This is a genomic window from Parvibaculum sp. MBR-TMA-1.3b-4.2 (assembly GCF_053628815.1).
The window spans coordinates 1-13,113 of record NZ_JBRJHC010000001.1; the positions used below are offsets into that span (position 1 = coordinate 1).

Annotated in this window: 25 protein-coding genes; all 25 read left to right on the top strand. The window is 61.1% G+C overall.

What is annotated here, in order from left to right; genetic code table 11:
- Positions 1-735 (top strand): EF-Tu C-terminal domain-related protein (locus ACSSVQ_RS00005; RefSeq protein WP_454180325.1); only part of this gene is annotated, 735 nt, incomplete at its 5' end.
- 70 nt (positions 736-805) lie between these two features.
- Positions 806-1,114: a 30S ribosomal protein S10 gene (gene rpsJ / locus ACSSVQ_RS00010; protein ID WP_167089717.1), complete on the top strand. Its 309-nt coding sequence runs from the start codon at positions 806-808 to the stop codon at positions 1,112-1,114.
- Positions 1,115-1,151: 37 nt separating this feature from the next.
- Positions 1,152-1,946 (top strand): 50S ribosomal protein L3, encoded by a 795-nt coding sequence (rplC, locus tag ACSSVQ_RS00015; RefSeq protein WP_293328322.1) that lies wholly within the window; start codon positions 1,152-1,154, stop codon positions 1,944-1,946.
- On the top strand, positions 1,946-2,566 hold the full coding sequence (gene rplD / locus ACSSVQ_RS00020; protein ID WP_454180326.1) for a 50S ribosomal protein L4: 621 nt from the start codon (positions 1,946-1,948) through the stop codon (positions 2,564-2,566). The genes rplC and rplD overlap by 1 nt, the downstream gene beginning before the upstream one ends.
- Positions 2,563-2,853, top strand: coding sequence for a 50S ribosomal protein L23 (locus tag ACSSVQ_RS00025; protein ID WP_293328320.1), 291 nt, complete (start codon positions 2,563-2,565; stop codon positions 2,851-2,853). Before rplD ends, ACSSVQ_RS00025 begins: the two co-directional genes overlap by 4 nt.
- Positions 2,854-2,896: 43 nt before the next feature.
- Positions 2,897-3,730: a 50S ribosomal protein L2 gene (gene rplB / locus ACSSVQ_RS00030; protein ID WP_293328319.1), complete on the top strand. Its 834-nt coding sequence runs from the start codon at positions 2,897-2,899 to the stop codon at positions 3,728-3,730.
- An 11-nt stretch (positions 3,731-3,741) separates the two neighbouring features.
- The gene (gene rpsS / locus ACSSVQ_RS00035; protein WP_167089707.1) at positions 3,742-4,017 is read left to right on the top strand and encodes a 30S ribosomal protein S19; all 276 of its coding nucleotides are present in this window, start codon (positions 3,742-3,744) and stop codon (positions 4,015-4,017) included.
- A gap of 3 nt (positions 4,018-4,020) precedes the next feature.
- A complete protein-coding gene (gene rplV / locus ACSSVQ_RS00040) occupies positions 4,021-4,401 on the top strand; it encodes a 50S ribosomal protein L22 (RefSeq protein ID WP_167089706.1) in 381 nt (126 codons plus the stop codon).
- Positions 4,401-5,111: a 30S ribosomal protein S3 gene (rpsC, locus tag ACSSVQ_RS00045; protein WP_293328318.1), complete on the top strand. Its 711-nt coding sequence runs from the start codon at positions 4,401-4,403 to the stop codon at positions 5,109-5,111. The genes rplV and rpsC overlap by 1 nt, the downstream gene beginning before the upstream one ends.
- 65 nt (positions 5,112-5,176) lie before the next feature.
- Entirely contained in the window at positions 5,177-5,596 is a 420-nt protein-coding gene (rplP, locus tag ACSSVQ_RS00050) for a 50S ribosomal protein L16 (RefSeq protein WP_293328317.1), read from the top strand.
- Between the two features lie 63 nt (positions 5,597-5,659).
- Positions 5,660-5,866 (top strand): 50S ribosomal protein L29, encoded by a 207-nt coding sequence (gene rpmC / locus ACSSVQ_RS00055; RefSeq protein WP_293328316.1) that lies wholly within the window; start codon positions 5,660-5,662, stop codon positions 5,864-5,866.
- An 11-nt stretch (positions 5,867-5,877) separates the two neighbouring features.
- Positions 5,878-6,114, top strand: coding sequence for a 30S ribosomal protein S17 (gene rpsQ / locus ACSSVQ_RS00060; RefSeq protein WP_293328315.1), 237 nt, complete (start codon positions 5,878-5,880; stop codon positions 6,112-6,114).
- 44 nt (positions 6,115-6,158) lie between these two features.
- On the top strand, positions 6,159-6,527 hold the full coding sequence (gene rplN / locus ACSSVQ_RS00065; RefSeq protein WP_167089696.1) for a 50S ribosomal protein L14: 369 nt from the start codon (positions 6,159-6,161) through the stop codon (positions 6,525-6,527).
- Positions 6,527-6,844 (top strand): 50S ribosomal protein L24, encoded by a 318-nt coding sequence (gene rplX / locus ACSSVQ_RS00070; RefSeq protein ID WP_293328314.1) that lies wholly within the window; start codon positions 6,527-6,529, stop codon positions 6,842-6,844. Before rplN ends, rplX begins: the two co-directional genes overlap by 1 nt.
- Positions 6,837-7,397 (top strand): 50S ribosomal protein L5, encoded by a 561-nt coding sequence (gene rplE, locus ACSSVQ_RS00075; protein ID WP_293328313.1) that lies wholly within the window; start codon positions 6,837-6,839, stop codon positions 7,395-7,397. The genes rplX and rplE overlap by 8 nt, the downstream gene beginning before the upstream one ends.
- Before the next feature lie 42 nt (positions 7,398-7,439).
- Entirely contained in the window at positions 7,440-7,745 is a 306-nt protein-coding gene (rpsN, locus tag ACSSVQ_RS00080) for a 30S ribosomal protein S14 (protein ID WP_293328312.1), read from the top strand.
- 13 nt (positions 7,746-7,758) lie between these two features.
- A complete protein-coding gene (gene rpsH / locus ACSSVQ_RS00085; RefSeq protein ID WP_293328311.1) occupies positions 7,759-8,157 on the top strand; it encodes a 30S ribosomal protein S8 in 399 nt (132 codons plus the stop codon).
- Positions 8,158-8,204: 47 nt separating this feature from the next.
- A complete protein-coding gene (gene rplF / locus ACSSVQ_RS00090) occupies positions 8,205-8,738 on the top strand; it encodes a 50S ribosomal protein L6 (RefSeq protein ID WP_293328310.1) in 534 nt (177 codons plus the stop codon).
- Between the two features lie 12 nt (positions 8,739-8,750).
- Positions 8,751-9,104, top strand: a complete 354-nt coding sequence (gene rplR, locus ACSSVQ_RS00095) for a 50S ribosomal protein L18 (protein WP_293328309.1) — start codon at positions 8,751-8,753, stop codon at positions 9,102-9,104.
- 12 nt (positions 9,105-9,116) lie between these two features.
- Complete coding sequence (gene rpsE / locus ACSSVQ_RS00100) at positions 9,117-9,671, top strand: 30S ribosomal protein S5 (RefSeq protein WP_293328308.1); 555 nt, start codon at positions 9,117-9,119, stop codon at positions 9,669-9,671.
- A gap of 20 nt (positions 9,672-9,691) precedes the next feature.
- Complete coding sequence (gene rpmD, locus ACSSVQ_RS00105; protein ID WP_293328307.1) at positions 9,692-9,892, top strand: 50S ribosomal protein L30; 201 nt, start codon at positions 9,692-9,694, stop codon at positions 9,890-9,892.
- 31 nt (positions 9,893-9,923) lie between these two features.
- On the top strand, positions 9,924-10,412 hold the full coding sequence (rplO, locus tag ACSSVQ_RS00110; RefSeq protein WP_454180327.1) for a 50S ribosomal protein L15: 489 nt from the start codon (positions 9,924-9,926) through the stop codon (positions 10,410-10,412).
- A 73-nt stretch (positions 10,413-10,485) separates the two neighbouring features.
- Positions 10,486-11,817: a preprotein translocase subunit SecY gene (gene secY, locus ACSSVQ_RS00115; RefSeq protein ID WP_293328305.1), complete on the top strand. Its 1,332-nt coding sequence runs from the start codon at positions 10,486-10,488 to the stop codon at positions 11,815-11,817.
- The gene (locus ACSSVQ_RS00120) at positions 11,814-12,386 is read left to right on the top strand and encodes an adenylate kinase (RefSeq protein ID WP_293328304.1); all 573 of its coding nucleotides are present in this window, start codon (positions 11,814-11,816) and stop codon (positions 12,384-12,386) included. Before secY ends, ACSSVQ_RS00120 begins: the two co-directional genes overlap by 4 nt.
- 335 nt (positions 12,387-12,721) lie before the next feature.
- Complete coding sequence (rpsM, locus tag ACSSVQ_RS00125) at positions 12,722-13,090, top strand: 30S ribosomal protein S13 (RefSeq protein WP_293328303.1); 369 nt, start codon at positions 12,722-12,724, stop codon at positions 13,088-13,090.
- Positions 13,091-13,113: the final 23 nt, after the last annotated feature.

The window sequence follows — 13,113 nt, forward strand, 5'->3', positions numbered from 1 at the left end:
GAAATCCGCGAGCTTCTGTCGGCTTACGAGTTCCCGGGCGACGATATTCCGATCGTGAAGGGCTCTGCTCTCGTGGCGCTTGAAGGCGGCGATCCCAAGATCGGTGCCGATGCGATCCTCGAGCTGATGCGCGCGGTCGACGACTACATTCCGCAGCCGGAGCGTCCGGTTGACCAGCCGTTCCTGATGCCGATCGAAGACGTGTTCTCGATCTCGGGTCGCGGCACGGTTGTGACGGGCCGCGTGGAGCGCGGTATCGTGAAGGTTGGCGACGAGCTTGAAATCGTCGGCATCAAGGACACGCAGAAGACGACCTGCACGGGCGTCGAGATGTTCCGCAAGCTGCTCGACCAGGGCGAGGCGGGCGACAATGTGGGCGTTCTGCTTCGCGGTACGAAGCGCGAAGACGTGGAGCGCGGCCAGGTTCTGTGCCAGCCGGGTTCGATCACGCCGCATACGCGTTTCGAGGCCGAGGCCTACATCCTGACGAAGGATGAAGGTGGACGTCATACGCCGTTCTTCACGAACTACCGTCCGCAGTTCTACTTCCGCACGACGGACGTGACGGGCGTGGTGACGCTTCCGGAAGGGACCGAGATGGTCATGCCGGGCGACAATGTGAAGATGGTGGTTCAGCTGATCGCGCCGATCGCGATGGAAGAGAAGCTGCGCTTCGCCATCCGCGAAGGCGGCCGTACCGTCGGCGCCGGCGTCGTCTCCAAGATCATCGAGTGATGTAAGAAACAGGTGAGGGCGCGCCTTGGCGGCGCGCCCCGCCCAAGCCGATTACAGGCAAGGATTGAAGATGCAACAGCAGAAGATCCGCATCAGGCTCAAGGGTTTCGACCACCGTGTGCTGGACGTGTCCACGCGGGAAATCGTGAACACGGCGAAGCGTACGGGCGCCCAGGTTCTGGGTCCTATCCCGCTGCCGACGCGGCTTGAAAAATTTACGGTGCTTCGCGGCCCGCATATCGACAAGAAGAGCCGTGAGCAATTCGAAATTCGGACGCACAAGCGTGTGCTCGACATCGTGGACCCCACGCCCCAGACGGTAGACGCTCTTATGAAGCTCGACCTGGCGGCCGGTGTGGACGTGGAAATCAAGCTCTAAGCAGCTTGTTTTCTGGATCAAGACGAGGAATGGGACCATGCGTTCCGGTGTGATTGTCAAAAAGATGGGCATGACCCGCCTGTTCACCGAAGACGGGCGGCATGTACCAGTGACGGTGCTGAAGCTGGATAATTGCCAGGTTGTCAGCCAGCGTACCGAGGAAAAGAACGGCTACACCGCCGTTCAGCTCGGTGCCGGGCTTGCCAAGGCGAAGAACGTGTCCAGATCGCAGCGCGGCCAGTTTGCCGTGGCGAGCGTCGAGCCGAAGAGGGAGATCGTGGAGTTCCGCGTGACCCCGGAAAACCTGCTCGACGTGGGCGTGGAACTGACGGCGGATCATTTCGTCGCCGGCCAGCTCGTCGATGCCTGCGGCACGTCGATCGGTAAGGGCTTTCAGGGTGCGATGAAGCGGCACAATTTCGGCGGCCTGCGTGCAACGCATGGCGTGTCGATCAGCCACCGCAGCCACGGCTCGACCGGTCAGTGCCAGGACCCCGGCAAGGTGTTCAAGGGCAAGAAGATGGCCGGCCACATGGGTGCGCGTCGTGTGACGACGCAGAACCTGGAAGTGGTGCAGACCGATCCCGAGCGCGGTCTCATCATGGTGCGCGGCGCGGTGCCGGGCTCCAAGGGCGGCTGGATCATGCTTCGCGACGCGGTGAAGTCCAAGCTTCCCGACGAAGCCCCGATGCCGGGCGCGTTCCGCCGGGCTGGCGAAGAGCTTGCGAAGCCTGCCGAGGAAGCCGCGGAAGTGGCTGCCGAAGACGCTCCCGCCGAAGCGCCGGCTGAAGAGACGAATGGTGCCGAAGGCGCCGACAAGGAAGGTGCGTGATGAAGGCGGACGTAACCACGCTCGACGCCGGCAAGGCGGGCTCTGTCGAGCTTCTCGACGAAGTGTTTGCGCTGGAACCCCGCGCGGACATCCTGCATCGCATGGTCAGCTATCAGCTAGCCAAGCGTCAGGCTGGCACGCACAAGACGAAGGGCCGCAGCGAGATCGCGGCCACGGGCAAGAAGTTCGTGCGTCAGAAGGGTTCTGGCGGTGCGCGTCACGGTGACCGCAAGGCGCCGCAGTTCCGCGGTGGCGGCAAGGCGTTCGGTCCGGTTGTGCGCAGCCACACGATCGACCTGCCCAAGAAGGTTCGCGCGCTTGCGCTGCGCCATGCTCTTTCGAGCAAGGCCAAGAGCGACAATCTCGTCATCATCGACGAGGCGAAGCTCGCCGAGCCGAAGACCAAGGCCGCCAAGGAAGCCTTCGCGAAGCTGGGGCTGAGCAATGCACTCATCATCGACGGTGCGGAGCTCGACTCGAATTTCGCCAAGGCGGCGAGCAACATCCCGAATGTGGATGTGCTGCCGGTGCAGGGCATCAATGTGTACGACATTCTGCGGCGCGAGAAGCTCGTGCTGACCAAGGCCGCAGTCGAGAGCCTGGAGGCGCGCTTCAAATGAGCGAGACGCATTACGACATCATCGTGGCGCCGATCATCACCGAGAAGTCGACTTTCGCGGCCGAGAACAACCAGGTGGTTTTCAAGGTCGTCGATAGCGCGACGAAGCCTCAGGTGAAGGAAGCGGTCGAAGCTCTCTTCAAGGTGAAGGTGAAAGCGGTCAACACGCTGAACCGGAAGGGCAAGACGAAGCGTTTCCGCGGCATCAAGGGTAAGCAGAGCGACGTCAAGAAGGCGGTCGTGACCCTCGAAGAGGGCCATTCGATCGACATCACGACGGGTCTTTGAGGAATTGGTCCGCTAGGGCCGCCAAGGTAAGAAGCTTAAAGCTATGGCACTTAAAAAGTACAAACCGACAAGCCCGGCGCAACGCGGCCTGGTGATCGTGGACCGGTCGGGTCTTCACAAGGGCAAGCCCGTGAAGACCTTGACGGAAGGCCTCACCAAGTCGGGTGGCCGTAACAACAAGGGCCGCGTGACGACGCGCTTCCGCGGTGGCGGGCACAAGCGCAGCTATCGTCTCGTGGACTTCAAGCGCCGCAAGGCCGACGTCTCTGCGACGGTGGAACGCCTCGAATACGATCCGAACCGGACCGCGTTCATCGCGCTCATCAAGTATGACGATGGCGAGCTGAGCTACATTCTGGCGCCGCAGCGTCTGCAGGCTGGCGACAAGGTGGTTTCGGGCGAGCGCGTCGACGTGAAGCCGGGCAATGCGATGCCGCTGAAGAACATTCCGGTCGGCACCATCGTCCACAATGTGGAGATGAAGCCGGGCAAGGGTGGTCAGATCGCACGGTCCGCGGGTGCCTATGTGCAGCTCGTCGGCCGCGACCAGGGTTACGCGCTGCTTCGCCTTTCTTCCGGCGAGACGCGCATGGTTTCGGGTGAGTGCATGGCGTCGATCGGCGCGGTGTCCAATCCGGACCACATGAACATCACGATCGCGAAAGCCGGCCGCAAGCGCTGGATGGGCAAGCGCCCGCATGTTCGCGGTGTGGTTATGAACCCGGTCGACCATCCGCATGGCGGTGGTGAAGGACGTACTTCGGGCGGCCGTCATCCGGTGACGCCGTGGGGCAAGCCGACCAAGGGCAAGCGCACGCGCAGCAACAAGGCGACCGACAAATATATCGTCCGTAGCCGTCACAAGCGTAAGGGTTAAGGGAACTAACTATGGCTCGTTCAGTCAAAAAAGGCCCCTTCGTCGACGGGTATCTGCTGAAGAAGGCAGAGAAGTCGGGTTCTTCGGGACGCAAGGAAGTCATCAAGACCTGGAGCCGCCGCTCGGTCATCCTGCCGCAATTTGTCGGCCTGACCTTCGGTGTGCATAACGGCAAGAAGCATGTGCCGGTCCTGGTCACGGAAGACATGGTGGGCCATAAGCTCGGCGAGTTCTCGCCGTCGCGGACCTATTACGGCCACACGGCCGACAAGAAAGCGAAGAGGTAAGCCATGGGCAAACCTGCAGCAAAAAGGCGTCTGCCTGAGAATGAGGCGCAGGCCGTGGGTCGCATGATCCGCATCAGCCCGCAGAAGCTGAACCTCGTCGCGCAGACCATTCGCGGCAAGAAGGTGGAGACGGCTCTGGCCGACCTGACCTTCTCGCGCAAGCGTATCGCGAAGGACGTGAAGAAGATTCTGCAGAGCGCGATCGCGAATGCGGAAAACAACCACGACCTCGATGTCGACGATCTCGTCGTCTCCGAGGCCTATGTGGGCAAGAATCTGGTGATGAAGCGGTGGCATGCCCGTGCGCGTGGTCGCGTGGGCCGCATCGAGAAGCCGTTCAGCCAGCTCACGATCGTCGTTCGCCAAGTCGAGGAGACGGCCTGATGGGTCATAAAGTTAATCCGATCGGTCTGCGGCTGGGTATCAACCGCACCTGGGACTCCCGCTGGTACGCCGGCCGTCACGAATACGGCAAGCTGCTGCATGAGGATCTGAAGATCCGCGAGTTCCTGGCCAAGGAAGTCAAGCAGGCCGGCGTTTCGCGCATCGTGATCGAGCGCCCGCACAAGAAGTGCCGCGTCTCCATCCACACGGCGCGTCCGGGTGTGGTGATCGGCAAGAAGGGCCAGGACATCGAAGTCCTTCGCCGCAAGATCAGCAAGATGACGAATTCGGAAGTTCATCTGAATATCGTCGAAGTTCGCAAGCCCGAAATCGATGCGACGCTGGTCGCGGAGAATATCGCGCAGCAGCTCGAGCGCCGTGTGGCGTTCCGCCGCGCGATGAAGCGGGCGGTGCAGTCTGCCATGCGTCTCGGCGCGGGCGGCATCCGCATCACCTGCTCGGGCCGTCTGGGCGGTGCAGAAATCGCACGCACGGAATGGTACCGCGAAGGCCGTGTGCCGCTTCACACGCTGCGCGCCGACATCGACTACGGCGTTGCGACGGCGAAGACCGCTTACGGCACCTGCGGCGTGAAGGTCTGGATCTACAAGGGCGAAATCCTTGAGCACGATCCGATGGCGTCCGAACGCCGCGCGCTGGAAGGCGATGGCAGTGGCCAGCGTCAGCGCCGTGAGCACCAGAACGGCTAAAAGGGCTTAAGCACAATCGGCGGGACGGAAACATTCCCGCGATCGAGCGATAGAGAGTAACGACGATGCTGCAACCGAAGCGCACAAAGTTCCGCAAGCAACACAAGGGCCGTATTCACGGCGCTGCCAAGGGCGGAACGAATCTGGATTTCGGCGCCTATGGCCTCAAGGCCCAGGAGCCGGCTCGAGTGACCGCGCGCCAGATCGAGGCGGCACGCCGTGCGATCACGCGTCACATGAAGCGTGCGGGCCGTGTGTGGATCCGCATCTTCCCGGATGTCCCGGTTTCCCAGAAGCCGACCGAAGTCCGTATGGGTAAGGGTAAGGGGACGCCGGAATATTGGGCGGCCAAGGTGAAGCCGGGCCGGATCATGTTCGAGATCGACGGTGTTCCGCACGCGATCGCCGAAGAGGCGCTGCGTCTCGGTGCGGCCAAGCTTCCGGTCAAGACGCGCTTCGTGTCGCGTCCCGGTGAGCACGGTTGAGCTTGAGGTCGGTTAAGGCAAATTTCCCGCCGTGCGGCGGCGACGAAATGAAAGGGTCGGGCCATGAAGGCCAGTGAAGTGAGAGATATGACGCCGGATCAGCTCGACGACGAGCTGGTGAAGCTGAAGAAGGAACAGTTCAACCTTCGCTTCCAGCAGGCGAGCGGCCAGCTGGAGAAGACTGCACGCTTCCGTCAGATCCGCCGCGATATTGCGCGGATCAAGACCATGCAGCGGCAGAGCGCGCCGGCTGAACAGAATAAGGGCTGAGGACGAAAGCAATGCCGAAGAGAATCCTCCAGGGTGTCGTTGTCAGCGACAAGAACGAAAAGACGGTGACAGTGAATATCGAGCGCCGCTTCAAGGACCCGCTCCTGAAGAAGATCGTGCGCCGCACCAAGAAGTATCACGCTCATGACGAGAGCAATCAGGCGAAGGTCGGCCAGATCGTGAAGATCCAGGAATGCCGCCCGCACTCTCGTAGCAAGCGATGGGAAGTCATTACGGACGAGTCCTGATCCCGTAGGGGTGAGGTTCGGTCCGAGCGAAGGCGGATTAAGTTATGATTCAGCAGGAAACAAACCTGGAGGTCGCCGACAACTCTGGTGCGCGTCGCGTGATGTGCATCAAGGTTCTGGGTGGTTCCAAGCGGAAATACGCTTCCGTGGGCGACATCATTGTCGTCAGCGTGAAGGAAGCCATTCCGCGCGGCAAGGTGAAGAAGGGCGATGTGGTCAAGGCCGTGATCGTTCGCACCGCGAAGGATATCCGCCGCGCAGATGGAAGCGTCATCCGTTTCGACCGCAACGCGGCGGTGCTTGTGAATAACCAGGGCGAGCCGATCGGCACCCGTATCTTCGGTCCGGTGACCCGCGAACTTCGCGCGAAGAACCACATGAAGATCGTCTCGCTGGCCCCGGAGGTGCTCTGATGGCCCAGAAGATCAAAAAGGGTGACAAGGTCGTTGTCCTCACGGGCAAGGACAAGGGCAGGACCGGCGAAGTTCTCGCCGTGCTCCCGAAAGAGTCCCGCGCTCTGGTTCAGGGCGTGAACATGGTGAAGCGCCACGAGAAGCCGTCCCAGGTGTCGGCCGGTGGTATTTCGACCCGCGAGGCGTCCATTCACCTGTCGAATCTCGCCATTGCCGATCCGGCTTCCGGCAAGGCGACGCGAGTTGGTTTCAAGACGCTGGACGACGGCCGCAAGGTCCGGTTCGCCAAGGCGTCGGGAGATGTGATCGATGGCTGAAGCACAGAGCTACGCGCCGCGTCTGCGCGCACAGTATAACGAGGCCATTCGTGGCGAGATGAAGGAGCAGTTCAACTATGCGAACCTGCTTCAGATCCCGCGGATCGACAAGGTCGTGATCAACATGGGTGTCGGCGAAGCTGTCGGCGATTCCAAGAAGATCAAGTCCGCCTTTGAAGACCTGCAGGCGATTACCGGTCAGAAGCCGGTTATCACCAAGGCCAAGACGTCGATCGCGGGCTTCAAGCTCCGCGAAGACATGCCGATCGGCGTAAAAGTTACGCTGCGCCGCGACCGCATGTATGAGTTTCTCGACCGGCTGATCACCATCGCGCTGCCGCGCGTGCGTGACTTCCGCGGCCTGAACCCGAAGAGCTTCGACGGGCGCGGCAACTTTGCGATGGGACTCAAAGAACACATCGTTTTCCCCGAGATCGAATACGACAAGGTCGATCAGGTCTGGGGTATGGACATCATCGTGTGCACCACGGCGGACACGAACGACGAAGCGCGCGAGCTGCTTCGGAAGTTCAACTTCCCGTTCACGAAGTAAGTTTCTCACGGTCCGCATGGGGCGGACCCGACGGAGGTAGGAATGGCTAAGAAAAGCGCCATCAACCGGGATCAAAAGCGCCGCAAGCTTGTTGCGCAGTATGCCGAAAAGCGCGCCAAGCTGAAGGCGATGACTAAGGACGGGTCTCTTTCGATGGAAGAGCGTTTCCAGGCGCAGCTCAAGCTCAACGAGCTGCCGCGCAATTCGTCCAAGACGCGTCTTCATAACCGGTGCGAAGTCACCGGTCGTCCCAAGGCGTACTACCGCAAGCTGCGCATGTCGCGTATCGCGCTCCGGGACCTCGCGTCCAAGGGGCAGATTCCCGGCATGGTGAAGTCGAGCTGGTAAGGAGACTACGCGCATGACAATGTCCGATCCTCTTGGCGATATGCTCACCCGGATTCGCAACGCGCAGACGCGCGGCAAATCCAAGGTGGTTACGCCGGCTTCCAAGCTTCGTGGCTGGGTGCTCGACGTTCTCGCTGAAGAAGGCTTTATCCGCGGCTATTCGAAGACCGAATATGCCGACGGCAAAAGCGAGTTCGAGATCGAACTGAAATATACCGAGGGTGAGCCGGTCATCCGGGAGATCGAGCGTGTCTCGACGCCGGGCCGCCGGGTGTACTCTTCGGTCAAGACGATGCCGACGGTCCATAACGGGCTCGGCATTTCGATCCTCTCCACGCCGAAGGGCATTATGTCCGACGCGGCGGCGAGGGAACAGAATGTAGGTGGCGAAGTCCTGTGCCGCGTCTTCTAAGACGCGTCAGACCGGCTGCAACGAGTTGACGACAGGAAGCAGAGACCATGTCTCGAATTGGCAAAAGACCCATTGAGGTTCCGAAGGGCGTCGAAACGAAGATCGACGGCCAGAAGGTGTCGGTAAAGGGCCCGAAGGGGACCCTGGAACTGACGCTGGTTGACGACGTCACAGTGGAGATGGGCGACGAAGGCATCTCCGTGCAGCCGCGCGAAGGCGCGCCGCGTGGCCGTGCCATGTGGGGCCTGAGCCGTACGCTGGTGCAGAACCTGGTGACGGGCGTGACCGAAGGCTTCACCAAGAAGCTCGAGATCAACGGTGTCGGTTACCGTGCAGCAGTGCAGGGTAAGGCGCTCCAGCTCAATCTCGGCTTCAGCCATGACGTGAAGTATCCGATCCCGGACGGCATCGAGATCAAGTGTGCGAAGCCGACCGAGATCGAAGTGAGCGGTATCGACAAGCAGCGCGTCGGTCAGGTGGCGGCGGAAATCCGCGCCTATCGCGCTCCGGAGCCCTATAAGGGCAAGGGCGTGAAATATGCCGGCGAGTACATCTTCCGCAAGGAAGGCAAGAAGAAGTAATCGGGTGTATCCATGAAGAACATGACCCTTTCCCAGCGGCGCGCAATGCGCAACCGCTCGCGGCTCGCGAAAAACGCGAATGGGCGCCCGAGGCTCTCGGTGTTCCGTTCGTCCAAGCATATCTATGCCCAGGTGATCGATGATAAGGAGGGCAAGACGCTTGCCCACGCCTCGTCGCTCGATCCGGATCTCGGCATCAAGGCCGGCGGCAATGTCGATGCGGCGAGCAAGGTTGGCGAACTGCTGGCAAAGCGTGCCAAGGATGCGGGCGTCACCGAAGTGGTGTTCGACCGCGGCGGCTATATCTATCACGGTCGGGTCAAGGCGCTCGCGGACGGTGCGCGCGAGGGCGGACTCAACTTCTAAGGGAATTTGAACGTGGCACGTAAAGACAATCGTGAACGGGAAGATCGCGACAGCGAATTCGTGGACAAGCTGGTCCACATCAATCGCGTCGCCAAGGTGGTGAAGGGCGGCCGTCGTTTCGGCTTTGCCGCGCTCGTCGTTGTCGGCGACCAGAAGGGCCGTGTCGGCTTTGGTCACGGCAAGGCGCGTGAAGTGCCGGAAGCGATCCGCAAGGCGACCGAGGCCGCCAAGCGCTCGATGATCCGGGTTCCGCTTCGTGAAGGGCGTACGCTGCATCACGATGTCGATGGCCGTCATGGCGCGGGCCGCGTTGTGCTTCGCGCTGCGCCTCCCGGCACCGGCATCATCGCCGGCGGTCCGATGCGCGCCGTTTTCGAGACGCTGGGTGTGCAGGATGTCGTGGCGAAGTCGCTCGGCACCTCCAATCCCTACAACATGGTTCGCGCGACGTTTGACGCGCTGAAGAACGAGCAGAGCCCGCGTATGGTTGCGGCGCGCCGCGGGAAGAAGGTCAGCGACATCGTTGGCCGTCGTTCCGATGCCGCCGCCGAAAGCGGCCTCGAGTAAGCGCGGAGAGGTAACTGACAATGGCTGCCAAGAAGTCGGCGAAGACCATCACGGTTCAGCAGATCGGAAGCCCGATCCGCCGCAAGGCGGACCAGCGTGCCACGCTGGTGGGTCTTGGACTGAACAAGATGCACAAGACGCGGACCCTTGCCGATACGCCGGCGGTTCGCGGCATGATCAATAAGCTGCCCCACCTCGTTCGCATCGTGGACGAAGGCTAATCGGGCTCAAGTGGTTGCAGAGGCAAAGCCAATGAAACTCAATGAAATCGCCGACAATGAAGGCGCCCGCAAGTCGCGCATGCGCGTGGGCCGCGGTATCGGTTCCGGCAAGGGCAAGACCGGCGGTCGCGGTGTGAAGGGCCAGAAGTCCCGCAGCGGCGTGGCGATCAAGGGCTATGAGGGCGGCCAGATGCCGATCCACATGCGCCTGCCCAAGCGCGGCTTCAAGAATCCGTTCCGGCTGGACTACAACACGGTCAATCTCGGCCGTGTGCAGCAGGCGGTCGAAGCCGGCAAGCTTGCCGATGGCGCGACGGTCGATGCGGCTGCGCTGGTCGAGGCCGGTGTCCTTCGCCGGGTGAAGGATGGCGTGCGCCTACTCAACAAGGGCGAGCTCAAGGCCAAACTCAACTTCCAGGTTGCGGGCGTGTCCGAAGCGGCCAAGGCCGCGGTCGAGAAGGCCGGCGGTTCGGTGACGGTTGTCGAGCCGAAAGCCAAGGCGAAAGCTGCTGCCGAGTAATCGGCGGCGCGTGAGTTAAACGGGATTCGCATTTCTCAAGGGGCGCCAGGCGATCGGCGCAGAGGTGAGTTGAATGGCATCAGCGGCGGAACAGCTTGCAGCGAATCTTAATTTCTCCGCGTTTGCGAAGGCGGAAGAGCTGAAAAAGCGCATCTGGTTCACACTGGGTGCGCTCATCGTTTACCGGCTGGGCACCTATATTCCGCTGCCCGGCATCGACCCGGCGGCGCTGGCGCGTGTTTTTAACCAGCAGCAGTCGGGCCTGCTCGGCGTGTTCGATATGTTCGCGGGCGGTGCGGTCGGTCGCATGGCGATCTTCGCGCTGGCGATCATGCCCTATATTTCCGCGTCGATTATCATCCAGCTGATGACGAGCGTTTCGCCCCATCTTGAGCAGCTCAAGAAGGAAGGTGAGCAGGGACGCAAGCAGATCAACCAGTACACGCGTTACGGCACGGTGTTCCTGGCGGCGATCCAGGGGTATGGCATCGCGATCGGCCTTGAAGGCGCCCAGAACGTGGTGATGGATCCGGGGCTCTTCTTCAGGGCGACGACGACCATCACGCTTGTGGGCGGTACCGTGTTCCTGATGTGGCTTGGCGAGCAGATCACCTCGCGCGGCGTCGGTAACGGTATCTCGCTCATCATCTTCTCTGGCATCGTGGCGCAGCTGCCCCATGCGATCGTCGGCACGCTGGAACTCGGCCGGGAAGGGGCGCTGTCCACCTTCGTGATCCTGTTCCTCGTCGTCATGATCGTCGCGGTTATCATGGCGATCGTCTTCATGGAGCGCGCGCAGCGAAAACTGATCGTGCAGTATCCAAAGCGACAGGTCGGGAACAAGATGTATGGCGGCGACAGCTCGCATCTTCCGCTGAAGCTGAACACCGCCGGTGTGATTCCGCCGATCTTCGCCTCCTCGTTGCTGCTGCTGCCGGTGACGGCCGCCAATTTCAGCGGCGGGCAGGGGCCTGAATGGCTGAACACGATGACGGCCCTGCTGGCGCATGGTCAGCCGCTCTATATGCTGCTTTATGCTGCCGGTATCATTTTCTTCGCCTTCTTCTACACGGCGATCGTCTTCAATCCTCAGGAGACGGCCGACAATCTGAAGAAGTATGGCGGCTTCATTCCGGGCATCCGTCCGGGCACCCGCACGGCGGAATATATCGACTACGTACTGACGCGGCTTACCCTTGTTGGCGCGATCTACCTCGTCGCCGTCTGCCTGCTGCCGGAAGTGCTGATTTCGCAGTACAAGGTGCCGTTCTATTTCGGCGGTACGTCGCTGCTGATCGTCGTCAGCGTGACCATGGATACGGTCTCGCAGATCCAGAGCCATTTGCTGGCTCACCAGTATGAAGGACTCATCAAGAAGTCGAAACTGCGGGGGCAGCGCCGATGAAACTCATTCTTCTTGGTCCGCCCGGGGCGGGTAAGGGAACCCAGGCAAAACGGCTGGAAGAGCGGTATGGCTTTACCCAACTTTCCACCGGCGACATGCTGCGCGCCGCGGTGAAGGCCGGGACGGAAGTCGGCAAGAAGGCCGAAAAGCTGATGGAAGCCGGCGAGCTTGTGCCGAACGAGCTTGTGGTCGGCATCATCGAGGATCGCATTGCCGAGCCGGATTGCGCCAAGGGCTATATCCTGGACGGTTTTCCGCGCAATGTGGCCCAGGCCGAGGCGCTGGACGCGATGCTGGCCCGTAACGGCACCCAGCTCGATGCTGTGGTTGAACTTAAGGTCGACGACAATGCGCTTCTGGCGCGTATCGAAGGCCGCGCGGCGGAAACCGAAGGCGGTCCGCGCGCAGACGACAATGCAGAGGCGCTGGCGAAGCGCCTCAAGGTCTATCATGAGCAGACGGCGCCTCTCTCCGCCTATTACGCGGGCAAGGGCCAGCTCAAGACCGTGGACGGCATGAAAGATATCGACGAGGTGACCCGCCAGATCGAGGCGGCTCTCGGAGTTTAAGGATTTTCCGGCTGTAAGCCGGTTGGACGTTGAAAAACAAAGAGGAATCTCGCTTAACGCGGTTGACTGGGGTGGGGTAAATCCTATAATCCCGGCCTTCGCGACGGCTCCGATGATGTAGATTCCGGTTGGGTCCGAAAAATTGGCGGGTTTCCGCGGTTTTTCCGGAGCTGAACAACCGGTTTTTCGTGCAGGCGCCGTGTAAGCGATTCCAGGTCGCTTTAAGGAAAAGTGCCCCCCTTGTGAAGACAGGGGCGATTTTCCGAAAAGGGCGATCTAACCATAAGAGTTAGAGCGTTTTCGCCGAAAACGCTCTGGGTGAGCAGGAGAAAACATTGGCTCGTATCGCTGGCGTCAACATCCCGACCAACAAACGGGTTGTCATCGCACTGACCTATATTCACGGCATCGGTGATGCCAAGTCGAAAGAGATTTGTGATCAGGTCGGCATTCCGGCCGAGCGTCGCGTCAATGAACTGACAGATGCCGAGGTCATTCAGATCCGCGAATCGATCGACCGCGACTATCTCGTGGAAGGCGATCTTCGCCGCGACGTCGCGATGAACATCAAGCGTCTGATGGATCTGGGCTGCTATCGCGGTCTGCGCCATCGTCGCGGGCTTCCGGTTCGCGGGCAGCGCACGCATACCAATGCGCGCACCCGCAAGGGGCCGGCCAAGGCGATTGCCGGTAAGAAGAAGTAAGTTTCGAAGGTTTTCAGCCGCGG